We start from the raw sequence: 14711 nt of genomic DNA, 5'->3' as shown, positions 1-14711 counted from the left end.
ACTATAGATTAAATTTCGGCATTCTGTCAACGTATTTATGTAATTAGAATACTAACGCTTCCATGAATGACCAGGCCACAAGCGTAAACGGCTGACGCCGTCATTGCGGCAAAAGCTCGTTTCGCGTTGAAATATAAGCATAGTATAAGGATGAAATTTATACTTTCTTATATTTTAAGAAAGGCTATGTCATGATGAAAATGAACATAGCCCTCTTCTTATTATTTGCTTATGACTTTATCGAAATCTCTTCCTTTAACCGCCGTATGATTTCACGGATGGCTTCCGAACCAAGGTCTCCCCCGCCCCTTTTCCGGACGGCGGCCGTGCCCGTATTTTTCTCGTTCTCGCCAAGCACCAGCATGTAAGGGACCTTCTCCAATCCGGCTTCGCGAATCTTATAGCCCAGCTTCTCATTCCGCCCATCGACCTGCGTGCGAATGCCCGCTTCGGCCAGCTCTTGCTTTACCTGTAAAGCATAGTCGATATACTTCTCCGACACAGGCAGCAGCTTCACCTGGATTGGAGCCAGCCAGAGCGGAAACGCACCCGAGAAATGCTCCGTCAAAATCCCGATAAAGCGGTCAATCGATCCGTAAACCGCGCGGTGGATGACGACGGGTCGATGCTTCTGATTGTCCTCGCCGATGTAGGACAAATCAAACTTCTCCGGCATTTGAAAGTCCAGCTGAATCGTCCCGCATTGCCAGCTTCGCTTGAGGGCGTCGAGAATGTGAAAGTCGATTTTCGGACCATAAAAAGCGCCGTCGCCCTCATTCACGCGATATTGAATATTGCGGCTGTCCAGCACGCTGCGGAGCGATTGCTCCGCTTCTTGCCAAAGCTCCTCCGAGCCCATGGAATCCTCCGGCCTTGTCGACAGCTCGATTTTGAACTCGAAGCCAAAAACGTTATAAATATGGTCAATCAGCGCGATGGCCCGGCTGATCTCCTCTTCGATTTGATCCGGTCTGACAAAAATATGAGCATCGTCCTGGCAGAATGTACGGACACGCATCATCCCGTTCAGCGCCCCCGAATACTCATGCCGGTGCACCTGGCCGAATTCCGACATGCGAATCGGCAGCTCCCTGTAGGAATGCAGGCTGTTTTTGAAAATAAGCATATGCCCCGGACAGTTCATCGGTTTGAGCGCATAAGGCGTATCGTCAACATCCGTGAAATACATGTTGTCCTTATAGTGGTCCCAGTGTCCGGATTGCTCCCATAACCGCCTGTTCATCATGAAGGGCGTGCGTACTTCCTCGTAATCCCGCTGCCGCTGAAGCTCGCGGATCAGATTCTCCAGCTCCGTGCGGACAGTCATGCCGTTAGGCAGATAGAACGGCATGCCTGGCGCTTCCTCAGAGAACATGAAGAGTCCTAGCTCTTTGCCGAGCTTGCGGTGGTCGCGTTTCTTCGCTTCCTCGAGCAGATGAAGATGCTCCTCCAGCTGCGTTTTCTTCGGAAAAGACGTGCCGTATATCCGCTGCAGCATTTTATTGTCGGAATTCCCGCGCCAATAAGCCCCAGCAACATTTTGCAGCTTAAACGCCTTGATGCGCCCAGTGGACGGTAAATGCGGACCTCGGCAAAGATCAACAAACTCCCCTTGCTCATAGAGCGTGAGGACCGCATCCTCCGGCAGATCGCGGATCAACTCCAGCTTGAGCGGCTCTTCCTGCTGCGCAAAAAACGCAGCCGCTTCCTCGCGGCTCACTTCGCGGCGCCGAATCGGCAGGTCTTCTTGAATGATTCGGCTCATTTCCGCTTCAATGCTGGCAAGATCGTCTAGGGATAACGGCTTTTCGATATCGATGTCATAATAGAAGCCGTCATCGATGACCGGGCCGATTCCCAGCTTTACTGCCTTATTCCCGTAAATCCGCTTCATGGCTTGTGCCATGACATGGGCTGTACTATGCCTGTAAATTTCCAGCCCGTCTGCTCCGTCAAGCGTCACGATCTCCACCTCGCCGTTTGCTTGAATCGCCTCGTGCAAACCGACGAGCTTACCATTCCATTTGCCTGCGACAGCCTTTTTGCTGAGGCCGATGCTGAGCGATTGCGCGATTTGCTCCATGGTCGTGCCCTGCGGATACTCCTTCACTGTTCCATCTGGTAATGTTAATGCAATACTCATTATGCAGCCTCCGATCGAATGGATTGAACGCAAAAAAAACACATCTCTCCCGCCAAGGGACGAGTGCGTTCAGCTCGTGGTTCCACCCTCATTCGATCTGCTGCTCTATGCTGCTGGCTGACCGCCAGACATTTAGCTCATGCAAGATCCTTATTGAGCATCCGGTAACGGGGATGAGACGGTACGATTTACAACCGCATAATCAAACTGCGGGTTCAACAGCACGGCTGCAAAGGGGTAATTATACAATCGGTTACTGGGGAGGCTCTCAGCAATCGCCTCTCTCTCTGGACAGCCCGTATTGATAACCATGTCTTTGGTCAAAGCCTATTTCTGGGTAAATTGTAAATCGAACTCGTTAATTAGTCAACCGCAGCCAATCCCCGCTTTAAACCGTTGAAGAACGCTCATGCAAAAAATCCGAAGGCGAGCTGCCCGTACTGCGTTTAAAAATGCGATAAAAATATGAAACGTCATTGTAGCCCAAATAGTCGGCGATCTCACTGATCATCAGCTGCGATTCCGTCAGCATATAAACCGCCGTTTTCATCCGTTGATTATGAACATATTCGCTGATGGTTTGATTGGTGACGGCTTTAAACAGCGTTGCCGCGTAATTAGGCGTCGTGTTAATGACATCGCCAAGCTCCTCCTTCGTCACCTTCTCGCGGTAATGCGTCGAAATATACTGCTTCATGCTGTCCACCCGCCGGTGCTTCTCGGAGGAAATGATCCCTCGGTCCGACTCTTGATTGATGAAAATCAAAGCCTCCGTCAGCAGCGCTTCCGCCATTAATTCGTAATAGGCAGGCCGCTCCTTATATTGCGTCAAAATCGCCCGAAGCCGCTCCTGTATGACCTCAAAGCAGCCCAGCCTCCGCCGCAGCGGCTCTTGCAGCTGCAGAAGCGGAAGTCCGCACTCTGCTGCGGTTTTTCTAAAGTTGATCACGTACTTTGTGTGCACGACCGTGGGAATGCTTTTGCCATAGTACGGGACATGGCCCGGTATGAGGAGCATATCGCCTTTTTCCAAAATGACCTTCTCCTCGTTCACCCAATATACACATTTCCCATAGGTGACCAGCAAAAGATGAAAGGTGAACTTTCGCCCCTCTCCCTCCTCGTACCAACCCGCCCCGTTGTCCTGATGCACATCCAAAATTGCCAGCATAATGAACGCCCCTTAACGCTGTACTATTGTACATCTATTGTACTATAGTTCTCATCACGTTTCGACCTTCCGCGTTACAATGAAAAAAACGAGGAGGCCTACAACATGCTAAAAACAAAAATTATTTGTACAATGGGTCCCGCTTGCGACTCCGTTTCGACGATAAAAGAAATGATCCAGGCAGGAATGACCGTTGGTAGACTGAATATGGCTCACGGCGAATTAGAAGATCACGTCATGCGAATGAATAATATACGGCAGGCTGCGCGCGAGCTAAACACTTTCGTGCCGATTATGATGGACATTAAAGGCCCAGAGGTGCGGATCGGCAAGCTGAAGGAAGCTTCCTGCGAGCTTGTGATCGGCGAGGAGCTTATTCTGACTACAGAAGATGTGCTGGGCGATGCATCCCGTCTGCCTGTTAACTATAAAGAGCTTCCTTTGGTCGTAAAACCAGGCGACCGTATCCTTATCGACGATGGACTCGTCGATCTTACGGTGCTGTCCGTAGACGGAGCCGATATCCGTTGTAAAATCATCAGCGGCGGTACGCTGAAGCCGCGCAAAGGCGTTAATCTGCCGGGCATCAAAACGACGCTGCCAGGCGTAACGGAACGCGATGTCGTGCACATCCATTTCGGCATTAAGCATAATGTGGAGATCATTGCCGCTTCCTTCGTGCGCAAAGCGGAAGATATTTTGGAAATCCGCAACATCCTGGAAGAAGCCAACGCGAGCCATGTACAAATCATCTCCAAAATCGAAAATGAAGAGGGCATGCTCAATCTCGATGCGATTATCGAAGCGTCCGACGGCATCATGGTCGCGCGCGGCGATCTTGGCGTAGAGGTGCCGATTGAGGATGTACCGATGATGCAGCGTGAAATGATCAATAAATGCAATCTAGTAGGCAAGCCGGTTATCGTTGCGACCCATATGCTGGAGTCGATGCAGGTTAACCCGCGTCCAACGAGAGCAGAAGTGAGTGACGTAGCCAACGCAGTGATCCAAGGAGCAGACGTGGTCATGCTCTCCGGCGAGACTGCAGCCGGTAAATATCCGATCGCATCCGTACAGACCATGGCTTCTATCGCGAAAAAAGCCGAATCCATGATCGATTACAAAGAGCAGTTCGATAAAAGAAGAGCGCAGCAAAGCACAAACATTACCGAGGTGATCAGCCAAGGCGTTGTGAGCTCCTCGCTTGAGCTTAATGCCCGAGCGATTCTTACGTCGACGGAAAGCGGCTTTACGGCGCGCATGGTATCCAAATACCGTCCGAAAGCTCCGATTATCGCGATTACCCAGCATGATCATGTGCTGCCGAAAATTTGCTTGCTCTCCGGCGTTATTCCGGTGAAGGGCGATGCCGTTACCACTACCGATGAAATGTTCGAATCCGCTACGCGCAATGCGAAGCTGACAGGACTTATCGACACAGGCGACATTATCGTACTTTCCGCTGGCGTACCGATCGGCCAAGCCGGCGCAACCAACCTGATCAAGGTGACGGTGGTTTAAAAATATACGGAAAATCATAAAAGCTGCACCGTCCGATGACGGTGCAGCTTTTGTTCGATTTTGCCGGATCTTCAAGAAGCTTTCACAATAGGCATGCTTTCGCATCGCTTTTGGCACATATTATAATAATAACAATCATTCATCTGGAAGTACGGGAGGAATTGCAATGAAAAAGGAACATACGGTTCATTTCAAAATTATTCACGGCACGGAAACGAGGCTGCTGACCGGCCTGATCTATCTGGAAGAGAATACGCAGCCTACCCTTCAGGATTATGAGGCATGCCTGAAGCAGTGCGGGCATGATGTACATATCGAGAATCCTGAACAATTTATTTTCCGCTCCAACGATCCGAATAACGATTACATCATTGACGTGCTTGAAAAATACAAAAAAAACGACAAGGATTTACATGCCGACCACCTGGCTCAAAGCTTCGTAAAAAGAACGCCATTCCTTTAATTGGGCAATAACAGCTGCTAAAGTACCTATTCGCGAATAAGACCTTGGAAATATTTTCTTAATGGATTCACTATGCTATGCTTTCCATAGAATTAATAATATGTAAATGCAGCATGGCGAATGTCATTATGTTCCATGAAAGTTGGTGATTTGCGTGAGTACAGGCGAGAGCATCACATTAGTGGTTGTTATTCTTATTTCCTTGCCTCTTTTCCTGCTCGCCTTCATCGTTATTCGGCAGTCGTTCCAGGATAATCGGGAAATCAAACATATTTTAAAGAACGGTGTACCTTTTGATGCGACCGTAAGCTCTATTCGGCAAACCAACACCGAAATTAACGGTCATCCCGAGGTTTTTATAGGCCTTACGATTCCCAGAGAGCATGCGGAGCCCTATCGCACCATCATTAAGACCGTCATTTTCATGGTCAATATCCCTCAGTATCAGCCGGGCCGCAAAGTAAAGGTGAAGGTACTGGAAATGAACGGAAAGATCAAGGTAGCCCTTGAAGGCGCACAGGTATTTTAATCGTGATTACAGACAGAAAGAGCGCCCTCATGGGCGCTCTTTTTTATGGCGTCGCAACTGCTTTCGGTTTGCGAAGCAGCAAGGTGAGCGGTAAAGAAACGATGATAATCATTGTCCCCACATGAAAGACATCCTGTATGCTAAATGACAATGCAGCCGTCTGGGACACATTCCCCTCCGCCAAATGGGCAATCGTCTGCGCCGATAGGATCGAGCTGAACAAGCTGATCGACAGCGCCGAGGTTCCTTGCCTAATCCAATTCATCACCGCCGACGCATGGCCCGAGTTCACGCTCGGAACCGCGGACATCGCCGCATTCGTCACCGGCATATTGCTAAAGCCGATACCCATGTAACGAATCGCGACCCATACCGTGATAAATAAAGCGCTCGTGGCAACGTTCGCATGACTAAGCTCCCATGTCGCTGCTCCCATAAGAATCAGTCCGATAAAGATTAAGCGCGAAGGGCCAATTTTGCCATAAAGCCTGCCTGCCGCAAGCGAAACCAGCACCATCGCCAGCGTGCCGGGCAGCATGACGAGACCGGTTGCGAAGCTCGACTCCCCTTTAATATTTTGCATGAAAATTGGAACCAGCAGCGTGCCGGCATAAAGGGATATCGTGATGCAGCAGTTTACGATCAAGCCGTACGTAAACCGCGGAATTTTCAGTACGCGCAAATTGAGCAAGGGATTGCTGACCCGCAGCGTCCTTCTTACAAAATACGCGAGAACAACGATGCCCGCCGCAATCATGCCTAGCGTCTGCCAGCCTGCCCAGCCCCAGCTATGCGCTTCGCTAAAAGCAACCAATAACGCGCTGGTCCCCACGAGAACCGCGCCGAAGCCGATCCAGTCGAGTTTAATCCCGCTGCTTAAACGGTAGTTAGGAATAAATTTGGCGGCTACAATTACCGCGATAATACCAATGGGAACATTCAAGAGGAACAAGGATTTCCAACCGAAAATTTCAGCAAGCCAACCGCCGATGGTCGGACCAAGCGCCGGAGCTAGCATAGCTGATACGCTCCAAAAGCTTACAGCGACGGCTTGCCTCGATTTATCGATCGTTTGATAGATAATCGTCATTGTAGTCGGCATAATAATACCGCTGAAGAAGCCTTGGAGTATACGGAACACGATAAGCGATTCGATGCTCCAAGCAAAGGTACAGAGCACGGAAGTTAAAGTAAAGCCGGCCAGAGCAAAGACATAAAGCCTTTTGTAGCTCCATTTGTCTCCCATAAAACCAATAATCGGGGCAATAATGCCCGTAGCCATCATGAAGCCCGATAACATCCACTGCACGGTATTCAAGCTGGCGTGAAAATCATCCATAAAAATAGGCAATGCCACATTGATCGTAGTTGTACTCAACGAGGCCATAAAATTACCGAAAAACACGGCAACCATAACGGTCCAAAATGACGCTGTTGCTGCTTTTTGCGAGGTATCCACTTTTACGCTCCTAATCCTGTAGTTTGTCGAGGGCCTTCTTTATACGAATCTCATATCCGGTCAGCTCTTCCTTGAATTGCTCCATGCGCGAGATTTTCGTGTCGATCATCTCTTTTTCCTTCTGCAAAATCTTAGCCATATCGACAAGCTTTGATTTGCGCGCTTCAAGGTCCTCTGTCGTATGGTATTCGCTCTTTTGCTGCTCGATCGCCGTCTGAAACTCCATATACTGCTGCAGCTCGGCAAGCGAGAAGCCAAGCACCTCTTTCGCCAATATTATTTTATTAATCTTCGCAATATCGTCCTCCGAATACAGCCGTATGTTGCCCTGCGTTCTTTCAGGCGCAGAAATCAGGCCGATATCCTCATAGTAGCGTATGGCTCGTTTGGTTAAGCCCGTACGATTCGCTACCTCTTCAATTTTAAGCAAATGCAATTCGCCGCACCTCCGTGGATCTAATAAAATAAGCATACTCTTAGTGACAGTTAACGTCAACGTTAACTTTTGCGATTGGAAAAAGGATAGCTTATCCTGCCCTCTTCCAACAACGGACATTTATACGGATCGTAGTTTTACCACTTTACGAAATTTCATGTACGAGACGCATGAAACATATGAGGAGCCTTCTATTTCGCTCTTTTAGGTAAAAATCCCTCCAAAAAAACCGCCAAAAACTTTGGCGGTTTTTTTGCTAGCGCTTATCTACAGGAACCCAGCTTTTTACCCCGTCATCCTCGATAATGCCTAGAATAGCATCCGTAATATTCGTGTCCCTGAGAAGCGTGTCTCGCATTTTGAATTTAATGTCATCTGCATCTGCAAGCGATAATCCCGCCTTTAGCTCCAGCAACGCTTCTACATGATAATAACGCCCTTCTTGCAAAATACGCATCTGGTAAATATCCGTAACGAGCGGCTCGGAGAAAATAATTCGGGATACCTTATCTTCGATCTCCTTCGGAGCGGAAACGCCGATAAGACCGATCATGTTGTCGTATCCCACCCGGAAAGCGACACCAACCATTAACAGCCCAATCAGCATCGTTACGACGCCATCCATCTGATCGAATGCAGTTAAAGAGACAACGATGACGGCAATCATCGCTAGGAGCGCACCCGTAACGGCTACGATATCCTCATAAAAGACCAATCGTGTGGCCGGCGCTGAACGGCCTACGTTTTTAAAAGCTGTCGGAAAAAGCTGAAACCCATGCGCTTCGACTTTTGCTTCATGCAAAATTTCCTTCATCGCTTTTATTAAAATAAAACCGTCCACGACCAAGTTCACGATTAATACAGCAATATTAAGCCAAATGCCTTCATTTTCAACGGGATGGCGAAATAAATGCCAGCCTTCATGTATGGTTTCATAAGCCATAATGGTAACGACGATGACGGCAATCATGCAAAAAATATTGATAACACGGCCAAATCCGGTTGGAAACCGCGGCGTAGGTCTCTTCTCGGAGAGAATGCTTCCTACAAAAACGAACCCCTGATTGATTGCATCCGCAAATGAATGCATGGCAGAAGCGAACATAGCGCCGCTGCCGCTGAACGCTGCTGCGAATGCTTTGATAGCCGCAATAATCGCGTTGCCTATCATTGCAATTGCGGAAGATTTATTACCCTTCTTGATTAGTGCCATTAGACCTTGTCGCTCTAGTTTAGACTCCATGTGCTCCTCCTGAGGTACAGTTTTTATTGATACCTTACCACCATTAACCAACTTTGATTCACTTCATGCATCTAAAATAGGCTTTTTCTTCTTTCCGTGCTTGGTTTTTTAAACTTCTAGCCCTGCATCAATAACTTTTCGGTATCGCCGAACAAGCCTAAATTTATAAGCAATAGGCACCCTTTTTTCTTCCGTTCATAATTTATATAGTCAAATGACCATACACCATTGGAGGTTTATTAATGAATCGTGCATTTATTCCCCAGGGCGGACCTGGATTCCGCCGGCCTTTCCGACCGATCCCTCATCCATTTTTTCCACGGCGCTTTTTATTCCCGTTTTTCTTCTTTTCCCCGTTCTTTTTTCCTTTTTTTCGCGAGGATGGCGAAGGAGACCGTAACGACATGTATTATGCCCAGCACCAAACCCAAGCAGGAGATACCATGGAAAAGGTCGCTCATATGTATAACATGCCTCTCCCTATTCTTGAGGAGGCTAACCCACACATAAATCCGCAACAAATGCAGCCTGGTTCCACCGTCTATATTCCGCGTATCTCCCATATGTACTGCCACAAAACATACATGGAAAATGAAGTAGAAGCGCCTAGATACCCTGGGCAGCCATCGCCGTATTAATAAGCATTTTTTAACGGATCCAATAAAAAAGAATCGGCAGTCCGGGACATGAAAATCATGTCTTGGACTGCCGGTTTTTTTCCACCTAAGTTTTTAGTTATTTAAATGTCCCCATAAACCATTGTCAGTTCATAGGAAGCATGCGCCGGCCATGATGATGGGAGATTTGCCGACTAATTTTCTTAATTCCATTATGTATCCCGCGATGATCACTCCTCCGCTGCCTTCCATTAATTGTTATTCTAGAGTTTGGTAACTCTTTGTATTGGAATGCGGGGAGCCTCATTTGTTTATCCCTTCAACCAGGACATCTCGTACAAGGAAAGAAAAAATTTACCCTTCCAACACATCCGCCTCTAATTCGCTCGCAACCTCAAACATCTTGGGAATCACAGCTTCATTTGTGCCGGAAACGTAAACATCTCCCTGATAATAACGGAAAGGGATCTTCGCATCACCATAGCTCCACATGAAGAAATCTCCCTCAATGGACATGCTGGTTGAGCCTGTCACCGTAAAAACTGATGTATAGGAAAAATCAGGTTTGGATGCGAAATATCGTTTGCACTCTTCCAAAGATATGGTTTGGGCCGAATCTCCATTTTCCTGTAATGTTCTTGTAATTCGATAGCGTTGACTCATTTCATTGCCTCCATATTGTAATTTTGCCGAAAGCTTTTCCGCGGTGTTGAACTATAGCCACCCGTTAGCCTCAACAATGGTGCGTTTATTAAGGTTCAAAAGGTCTAATTGGTGTGCGATAAGCCAAGAGTCGTGTCGTTCATTGGATTTATCTATATTATCATAAAATTCACCCTCGTCACCTTGGTCACGGGCGTCTATTTTAGCTGCGATTTCTAGCATTAGGCCTATTCCCCTTTCGTTAGCGACGCATAAAGTAATCCTGCCGCTTTTATTTATTGTGTGTACCCACTCCTGAGGAGCAAGTCGAATGCCATCCTTCTATCTTTTCAACTTAGCGATTTCGATCAAGACAAGCCTCTTAAATCAGGCTTTACGGTAGATTAAGTGCCGCCATCTCTGTAAAATGTGTGTATCCCCAGCCACTCTGCTACCCTTCGTCATGCTATTTAAAATTTAAGTTGAAATCTGTCCACCCTATTTTAAATAATTAGAATTTATAAAGCGCTTTCAATTGGATATGATTGAACTGTTCCAATCGCCGGCCGAGTGGCTGGTAATGATAAAGCTCACCCAGGAGGGGTCCTATGAAAAAATGGTTGGTTACTGCTTTGGCGCTTATGCTCGCATTCGGTATTTTGTCCGCATGCGGTTCCGCCAACAATGAGGAAAAGACAAACGAAAGCAGCGGCAGCAAGAACGCAGCAGAAGACGCAGCGAAGGATGTCACACTGAACGTCATGTATTTCATGATTGAGAAACCGAAGGTTGAAGCATTCGAAAAAATGACCGAAGCCTTTTCGGCAAAGCACCCAAATCGATCATAGTATTATGGCCGCGCAAAAGATCAACAAAACGTACACACCCATCAGCCGGTTGACGTTGCCAAACATTCGCAGCTACAACGTGCTCGTGGACGGCAGCGGATGAGCGTTATTCCCAAGGGATTTCGCTTGAGGAAGCAGCGGCAGCCCTCAATATTACGCCGGAATATTTAAGCACCCTAGTCAACCGGGAGACCGGCAAAACCTTCACGGCGCATTTGAAGGAAGCAAGAGTCGCCCGGGCCAAGGAGCTGCTGCTCTCCGGCGAGCTAAAAGCCTTCGAGATTAGCGCGCGGGTCGGCTATGCGGATTCGAAATATTTTTGCCGCGTCTTCAAAGAGCATACCGGCATGACGCCGGTGGAATACCAGAAGAAACACTGAACATCCTGTACAAATTAGTATATCGGCGGCGGTCCGAAGACCGCCATCCTGCTAACGTCCGTTTATTCAACGGCCTCTCTTTCCCCCGCGCTGTGCCTTCAAACGATTGTTTTTATTTTTTTGCCAGCCTCATAACGAGGAAAACTCCTTCAACTATTAAGCCTAAAATAAAGCCTACCGCCACTGCTTCTAGAAAGATAACGAAGCTGGCTAAATCCTCCCAGCCTGTCACATCCTGCGAATAAATAGCCATCAACAGAAAACCGATAACCGTCCCGAGGTTTGAAAGCAGCCATAGCTTTTTCGCCCCTAACCAGCCCATAAAACTAAATAAAAAGGATAATACGATAGCAAGCACCATAAAACGGAAAGCCTGCATGCCGGTGAACGGCTGACCAAGTACAAGAAAACGAATAATCCATAGCAAAACGCTGAATAACAACGAGGACGCTCCGGCCAAAAGCCACCAGTTGGCACTTCTTTCTGCAGGAATTAAGCGCATCTCAGATAACCCCTCTCTCTTCTAGAAACCTTCTTGTTTATATAAACGCATAAAGCGCTTACTTTGTTTCGTTGCCGGCTTAAGTCAGGCATAATCCCGTTCTTATTCTATTCGCTTTGGCTTGTTATGATTAATGAAAAACATCTGTTCGATTAAAAAGAGAGCACCCCTCAAGGTGCTCTCTTCTTTTTTGAAGCTAGGACAGGTGCAGACTACTCCACGCCGTCATTAAAATTTTTATCGTAATGTTTATCGCCTTTGTGTTCAAGATCATTAAGCGTCTTCTCCAGCGTAGCTACGATTTCTTCCTTTGCCTGCGTCAACGTGTCATAGAACACAGCCTCTTCCGCGCCTACGATTTTGACGCCGCTAATCGCCTGCATGGACTGGAATCTCCTGTGATGATCAGCTAGATCGTCAATGGCCCGAAGCGTATGCTTCGTTTGAAGAAACAAGTCTTTGTGCTGCTGGTCGGCCAGCCTGTCCTCTAGTTGCTGCATTCTTGCATTCATCGGCACTATCCTTTCATATACGCATATTTACGAGGCATTGTCATGCCTATTTTTCCAATAAACTGCGCAATTATTCCCCCTATTTAAAGCAGCTCGCGCAAAGGTCCGCCTCCGCTCTCCTCTTCCTAGCTTCAAGGCTTTCAGTAAACGTTCAGTCCTGCTTCATATCTTCTTAACGTTACGATAAGACAATAGCAATATTCGAATGAGGCTTAGCACGAGCCCCACACTTCATTATTCCCTTTTTAGGAGCTGATCAACATTATAAATCTGACGAAAAAGAAAAAAATCTGGCTGGTGCTTACCCTGCTGCTTCTACTCATCGGCGGCGTGCTGTACTCGCTTGCCGACCGTTACCTCATCGAGCATGTGGAAGTAAAGATTACTGCCGAAGAAACACCCGTCGCTGCAGCAAATAACTCCGCAAGCGAAACCGAACAAGTGGAGCAGGATGATTGGAATTACAGCAGTGAGGATACGACGATTCAAATTAGTAAAGTGGAAACGGGCACTGGAAGCGATAAAATCACTTATTACGTCGCAGATGTTCAGCTGGAACAAGCGAATCTGCTGCAATCTGCTTTGGCTAAAAACGCATTCGGACGAAATATAACCGAAAACACGTCGACCATCGCGGCAGCAAACAATGCCATTTTTGCTATCAATGGTGATTATTACGGCTTCCGCGACGATGGGGTCATAATCCGAAACGGCACGTTATACCGGGATGAGCCTACTCGCGACGCCTTAGCGCTTCTCTCTGACGGTACCATGAAATCGTATAACGAAGAGCAGCTTTCCTCCTCGGACCTGCTCGCGGAAGGCGTAACGCAGACGTATTCCTTTGGTCCCATTCTCGTGAAGGACGGAACCGTCGTCGACGATTTCGAAAAGGTCGTCATCGACACGAATTTCGGGAATCGCTCCATTCAGGGCTCTAATCCCCGCACAGGCATTGGGATGATTGCCCCTAATCACTACGTGTTCATCGTCGTTGACGGACGCAATGAAAATTACAGCAAAGGGATGACCTTATCCGAATTTGCCCAGGTATTTAAAGATCTAGGCGCAACCGAAGCTTACAATCTCGATGGCGGCGGCTCCTCCACCATGTACTTCATGGGCAGGGTCGTCAACAACCCGCAAGGCAAACAGCAGGAGCGTGGTGTCAGCGACATCCTTTACATCGCGGAATAAAAAGTATTTTTAACCTTTACAAAGGAGGCTAACCGCCATGAATATATTAATTCCCTCCTACGAACCGGACGAGCGGCTCCTTTTTCTCATCAAGCAGTTAAGGGAGATCGGCTCATTTCCCATCGTCGTTGTCGATGACGGAAGTGGAGAAGCCTACAGCCAGCTGTTTATTTCGGCTAGAGGATTGGGCTGCACGGTCATCACGCATAACGAAAATAAAGGAAAAGGACATGCCTTGAAATCCGGTTTCCGCTATTTCATGCAAAAGGGCGTAACCGACGGCATCGTATGTGCAGACAGCGACGGACAGCATCTTCCGCAGGATATTATGAGAATCGCCAGCAGCATAGAGGAGCATAATCATCCAATCGTGCTCGGCTGCAGACGCTTTACGGGCAAGGTGCCGTTCCGCAGCCGCTTCGGCAATACAGCCACGAGGCTTGTCTATACTTTTGCGACCGGCAAGCGCATTTATGATACGCAGACCGGGCTGCGCGGCTATTCCGCCGATATGCTGGACTGGCTGTGCCGAATTCCGGGCGAGCGCTTCGAATATGAGATGAATCTGCTGCTCGAAGCGCCGGCGGCAGGCTATTCCTTTCATGAGGTGCCCATTGATACCGTCTATCTTGATCATAATAAATCATCTCATTTTAGGCCGATTATCGATTCCGCTAGAATCTATGCCCCATTCCTTAAATTCAGCATATCCTCTTTGTCATCTGCGTTAATTGATATTTTGCTGCTTGCGCTGATTCATTTCTTCAGTTCAAGCCTCCTGCTCGCTGTACTCGGTGCAAGGCTGACAAGCTCCATCTTTAACTACACGATGAACAAGAGGTTCGTATTTGACAGAGATAAGCCCTCGGCCATCCGCATCTCCATGCCAAAATATTTCGCGCTCGTCATCCTCATTTTATTATTGAATTATGGCCTTATGCATGTATTCAATGAGCGGATCGGCGTGCCTTTGCTGGTAGCCAAGCTGCTTACGGAGGCTGTGTTATTTATATTCAGTTACTGGGCGCAGCGTAAATTCGTATATTGA

General features: G+C 47.8%; 17 protein-coding genes. 8 read left to right on the top strand and 9 right to left on the bottom strand.

From position 1 onward, the window contains the following. Positions 1 to 229: 229 nt before the first annotated feature. Together thrS and ACN6MW_RS15415 are read right to left on the bottom strand one after the other, a co-directional pair. Positions 230 to 2143 carry a threonine--tRNA ligase gene (thrS, locus tag ACN6MW_RS15420; protein WP_419876120.1) on the bottom strand — a complete coding sequence of 638 codons (1914 nt, stop codon included), beginning with the start codon at positions 2141 to 2143 and terminating at the stop codon, positions 230 to 232. Between the two features lie 388 nt (positions 2144 to 2531). Beyond that, positions 2532 to 3314 carry an AraC family transcriptional regulator gene (locus ACN6MW_RS15415; protein ID WP_419876119.1) on the bottom strand — a complete coding sequence of 261 codons (783 nt, stop codon included), beginning with the start codon at positions 3312 to 3314 and terminating at the stop codon, positions 2532 to 2534. Positions 3315 to 3419: 105 nt separating this feature from the next. On the opposite strand from ACN6MW_RS15415, the gene pyk reads away from it, so the two are divergent. The 3 genes from pyk to ACN6MW_RS15400 all read left to right on the top strand — a co-directional run bounded on the left by pyk (position 3420) and on the right by ACN6MW_RS15400 (position 5827). Next, positions 3420 to 4835: a pyruvate kinase gene (gene pyk / locus ACN6MW_RS15410; RefSeq protein ID WP_419876118.1), complete on the top strand. Its 1416-nt coding sequence runs from the start codon at positions 3420 to 3422 to the stop codon at positions 4833 to 4835. A 166-nt stretch (positions 4836 to 5001) separates the two neighbouring features. Then, a complete protein-coding gene (locus tag ACN6MW_RS15405; RefSeq protein WP_308996156.1) occupies positions 5002 to 5298 on the top strand; it encodes a hypothetical protein in 297 nt (98 codons plus the stop codon). Positions 5299 to 5452: 154 nt separating this feature from the next. Beyond that, the gene (locus ACN6MW_RS15400) at positions 5453 to 5827 is read left to right on the top strand and encodes a hypothetical protein (protein ID WP_419876117.1); all 375 of its coding nucleotides are present in this window, start codon (positions 5453 to 5455) and stop codon (positions 5825 to 5827) included. A gap of 43 nt (positions 5828 to 5870) precedes the next feature. Here ACN6MW_RS15400 and ACN6MW_RS15395 read toward each other — a convergent pair whose 3' ends face one another. The 3 genes from ACN6MW_RS15395 to ACN6MW_RS15385 form a co-directional block, all read right to left on the bottom strand. Next, the gene (locus tag ACN6MW_RS15395) at positions 5871 to 7286 is read right to left on the bottom strand and encodes a DHA2 family efflux MFS transporter permease subunit (RefSeq protein ID WP_419876116.1); all 1416 of its coding nucleotides are present in this window, start codon (positions 7284 to 7286) and stop codon (positions 5871 to 5873) included. 10 nt (positions 7287 to 7296) lie between these two features. After that, positions 7297 to 7722 (bottom strand): MerR family transcriptional regulator, encoded by a 426-nt coding sequence (locus ACN6MW_RS15390; protein WP_419876115.1) that lies wholly within the window; start codon positions 7720 to 7722, stop codon positions 7297 to 7299. Between the two features lie 256 nt (positions 7723 to 7978). Further along, a complete protein-coding gene (locus ACN6MW_RS15385) occupies positions 7979 to 8965 on the bottom strand; it encodes a cation diffusion facilitator family transporter (protein ID WP_419876114.1) in 987 nt (328 codons plus the stop codon). Between the two features lie 242 nt (positions 8966 to 9207). On the opposite strand from ACN6MW_RS15385, the gene ACN6MW_RS15380 reads away from it, so the two are divergent. Then, entirely contained in the window at positions 9208 to 9603 is a 396-nt protein-coding gene (locus tag ACN6MW_RS15380) for a LysM peptidoglycan-binding domain-containing protein (RefSeq protein ID WP_364149972.1), read from the top strand. A gap of 333 nt (positions 9604 to 9936) precedes the next feature. On the opposite strand, the gene ACN6MW_RS15375 is transcribed toward ACN6MW_RS15380, so the two are convergent. Beyond that, the gene (locus ACN6MW_RS15375; RefSeq protein WP_419876113.1) at positions 9937 to 10245 is read right to left on the bottom strand and encodes a hypothetical protein; all 309 of its coding nucleotides are present in this window, start codon (positions 10243 to 10245) and stop codon (positions 9937 to 9939) included. A 51-nt stretch (positions 10246 to 10296) separates the two neighbouring features. Continuing rightward, complete coding sequence (locus ACN6MW_RS15370; RefSeq protein WP_419876112.1) at positions 10297 to 10467, bottom strand: hypothetical protein; 171 nt, start codon at positions 10465 to 10467, stop codon at positions 10297 to 10299. A gap of 365 nt (positions 10468 to 10832) precedes the next feature. Here ACN6MW_RS15370 and ACN6MW_RS15365 point away from each other — a divergent pair, with 365 nt between their 5' ends. Then, the gene (locus ACN6MW_RS15365; RefSeq protein WP_419876111.1) at positions 10833 to 11072 is read left to right on the top strand and encodes a hypothetical protein; all 240 of its coding nucleotides are present in this window, start codon (positions 10833 to 10835) and stop codon (positions 11070 to 11072) included. Between the two features lie 119 nt (positions 11073 to 11191). Then, positions 11192 to 11452 (top strand): helix-turn-helix domain-containing protein, encoded by a 261-nt coding sequence (locus tag ACN6MW_RS15360; RefSeq protein WP_419876354.1) that lies wholly within the window; start codon positions 11192 to 11194, stop codon positions 11450 to 11452. A 112-nt stretch (positions 11453 to 11564) separates the two neighbouring features. On the opposite strand, the gene ACN6MW_RS15355 is transcribed toward ACN6MW_RS15360, so the two are convergent. Continuing rightward, entirely contained in the window at positions 11565 to 11954 is a 390-nt protein-coding gene (locus ACN6MW_RS15355; protein WP_419876110.1) for a hypothetical protein, read from the bottom strand. A 212-nt stretch (positions 11955 to 12166) separates the two neighbouring features. Beyond that, entirely contained in the window at positions 12167 to 12466 is a 300-nt protein-coding gene (locus ACN6MW_RS15350; protein WP_419876109.1) for a hypothetical protein, read from the bottom strand. 297 nt (positions 12467 to 12763) lie between these two features. On the opposite strand from ACN6MW_RS15350, the gene ACN6MW_RS15345 reads away from it, so the two are divergent. Continuing rightward, positions 12764 to 13663 (top strand): phosphodiester glycosidase family protein, encoded by a 900-nt coding sequence (locus ACN6MW_RS15345; RefSeq protein WP_419876108.1) that lies wholly within the window; start codon positions 12764 to 12766, stop codon positions 13661 to 13663. 37 nt (positions 13664 to 13700) lie between these two features. Further along, a complete protein-coding gene (locus ACN6MW_RS15340) occupies positions 13701 to 14711 on the top strand; it encodes a GtrA family protein (RefSeq protein ID WP_419876107.1) in 1011 nt (336 codons plus the stop codon).

Origin of the sequence: Pristimantibacillus sp. PTI5, from assembly GCF_048572955.1 — a bacterium.
Taxonomy (GTDB): domain Bacteria; phylum Bacillota; class Bacilli; order Paenibacillales; family Paenibacillaceae; genus Pristimantibacillus.
Note: the sequence above shows the minus strand (reverse complement) of the source record. Positions and strands in the feature narration are given on the sequence as shown.

What these genes read in the sequence shown, in the direction of transcription:
- pyk (WP_419876118.1), top strand. Translation starts at nt 3,420, where the DNA reads ATGCTAAAAACAAAAATTATTTGTACAATGGGTCCCGCTTGCGACTCC.
- ACN6MW_RS15380 (WP_364149972.1), top strand. Translation starts at nt 9,208, where the DNA reads ATGAATCGTGCATTTATTCCCCAGGGCGGACCTGGATTCCGCCGGCCT.
- ACN6MW_RS15370 (WP_419876112.1), bottom strand. Translation starts at nt 10,467, where the DNA reads ATGCTAGAAATCGCAGCTAAAATAGACGCCCGTGACCAAGGTGACGAG.
- ACN6MW_RS15415 (WP_419876119.1), bottom strand. Translation starts at nt 3,314, where the DNA reads ATGCTGGCAATTTTGGATGTGCATCAGGACAACGGGGCGGGTTGGTAC.
- ACN6MW_RS15375 (WP_419876113.1), bottom strand. Translation starts at nt 10,245, where the DNA reads ATGAGTCAACGCTATCGAATTACAAGAACATTACAGGAAAATGGAGAT.
- ACN6MW_RS15340 (WP_419876107.1), top strand. Translation starts at nt 13,701, where the DNA reads ATGAATATATTAATTCCCTCCTACGAACCGGACGAGCGGCTCCTTTTT.
- ACN6MW_RS15385 (WP_419876114.1), bottom strand. Translation starts at nt 8,965, where the DNA reads ATGGAGTCTAAACTAGAGCGACAAGGTCTAATGGCACTAATCAAGAAG.
- ACN6MW_RS15355 (WP_419876110.1), bottom strand. Translation starts at nt 11,954, where the DNA reads ATGCGCTTAATTCCTGCAGAAAGAAGTGCCAACTGGTGGCTTTTGGCC.
- thrS (WP_419876120.1), bottom strand. Translation starts at nt 2,143, where the DNA reads ATGAGTATTGCATTAACATTACCAGATGGAACAGTGAAGGAGTATCCG.
- ACN6MW_RS15365 (WP_419876111.1), top strand. Translation starts at nt 10,833, where the DNA reads ATGAAAAAATGGTTGGTTACTGCTTTGGCGCTTATGCTCGCATTCGGT.
- ACN6MW_RS15350 (WP_419876109.1), bottom strand. Translation starts at nt 12,466, where the DNA reads ATGAATGCAAGAATGCAGCAACTAGAGGACAGGCTGGCCGACCAGCAG.
- ACN6MW_RS15405 (WP_308996156.1), top strand. Translation starts at nt 5,002, where the DNA reads ATGAAAAAGGAACATACGGTTCATTTCAAAATTATTCACGGCACGGAA.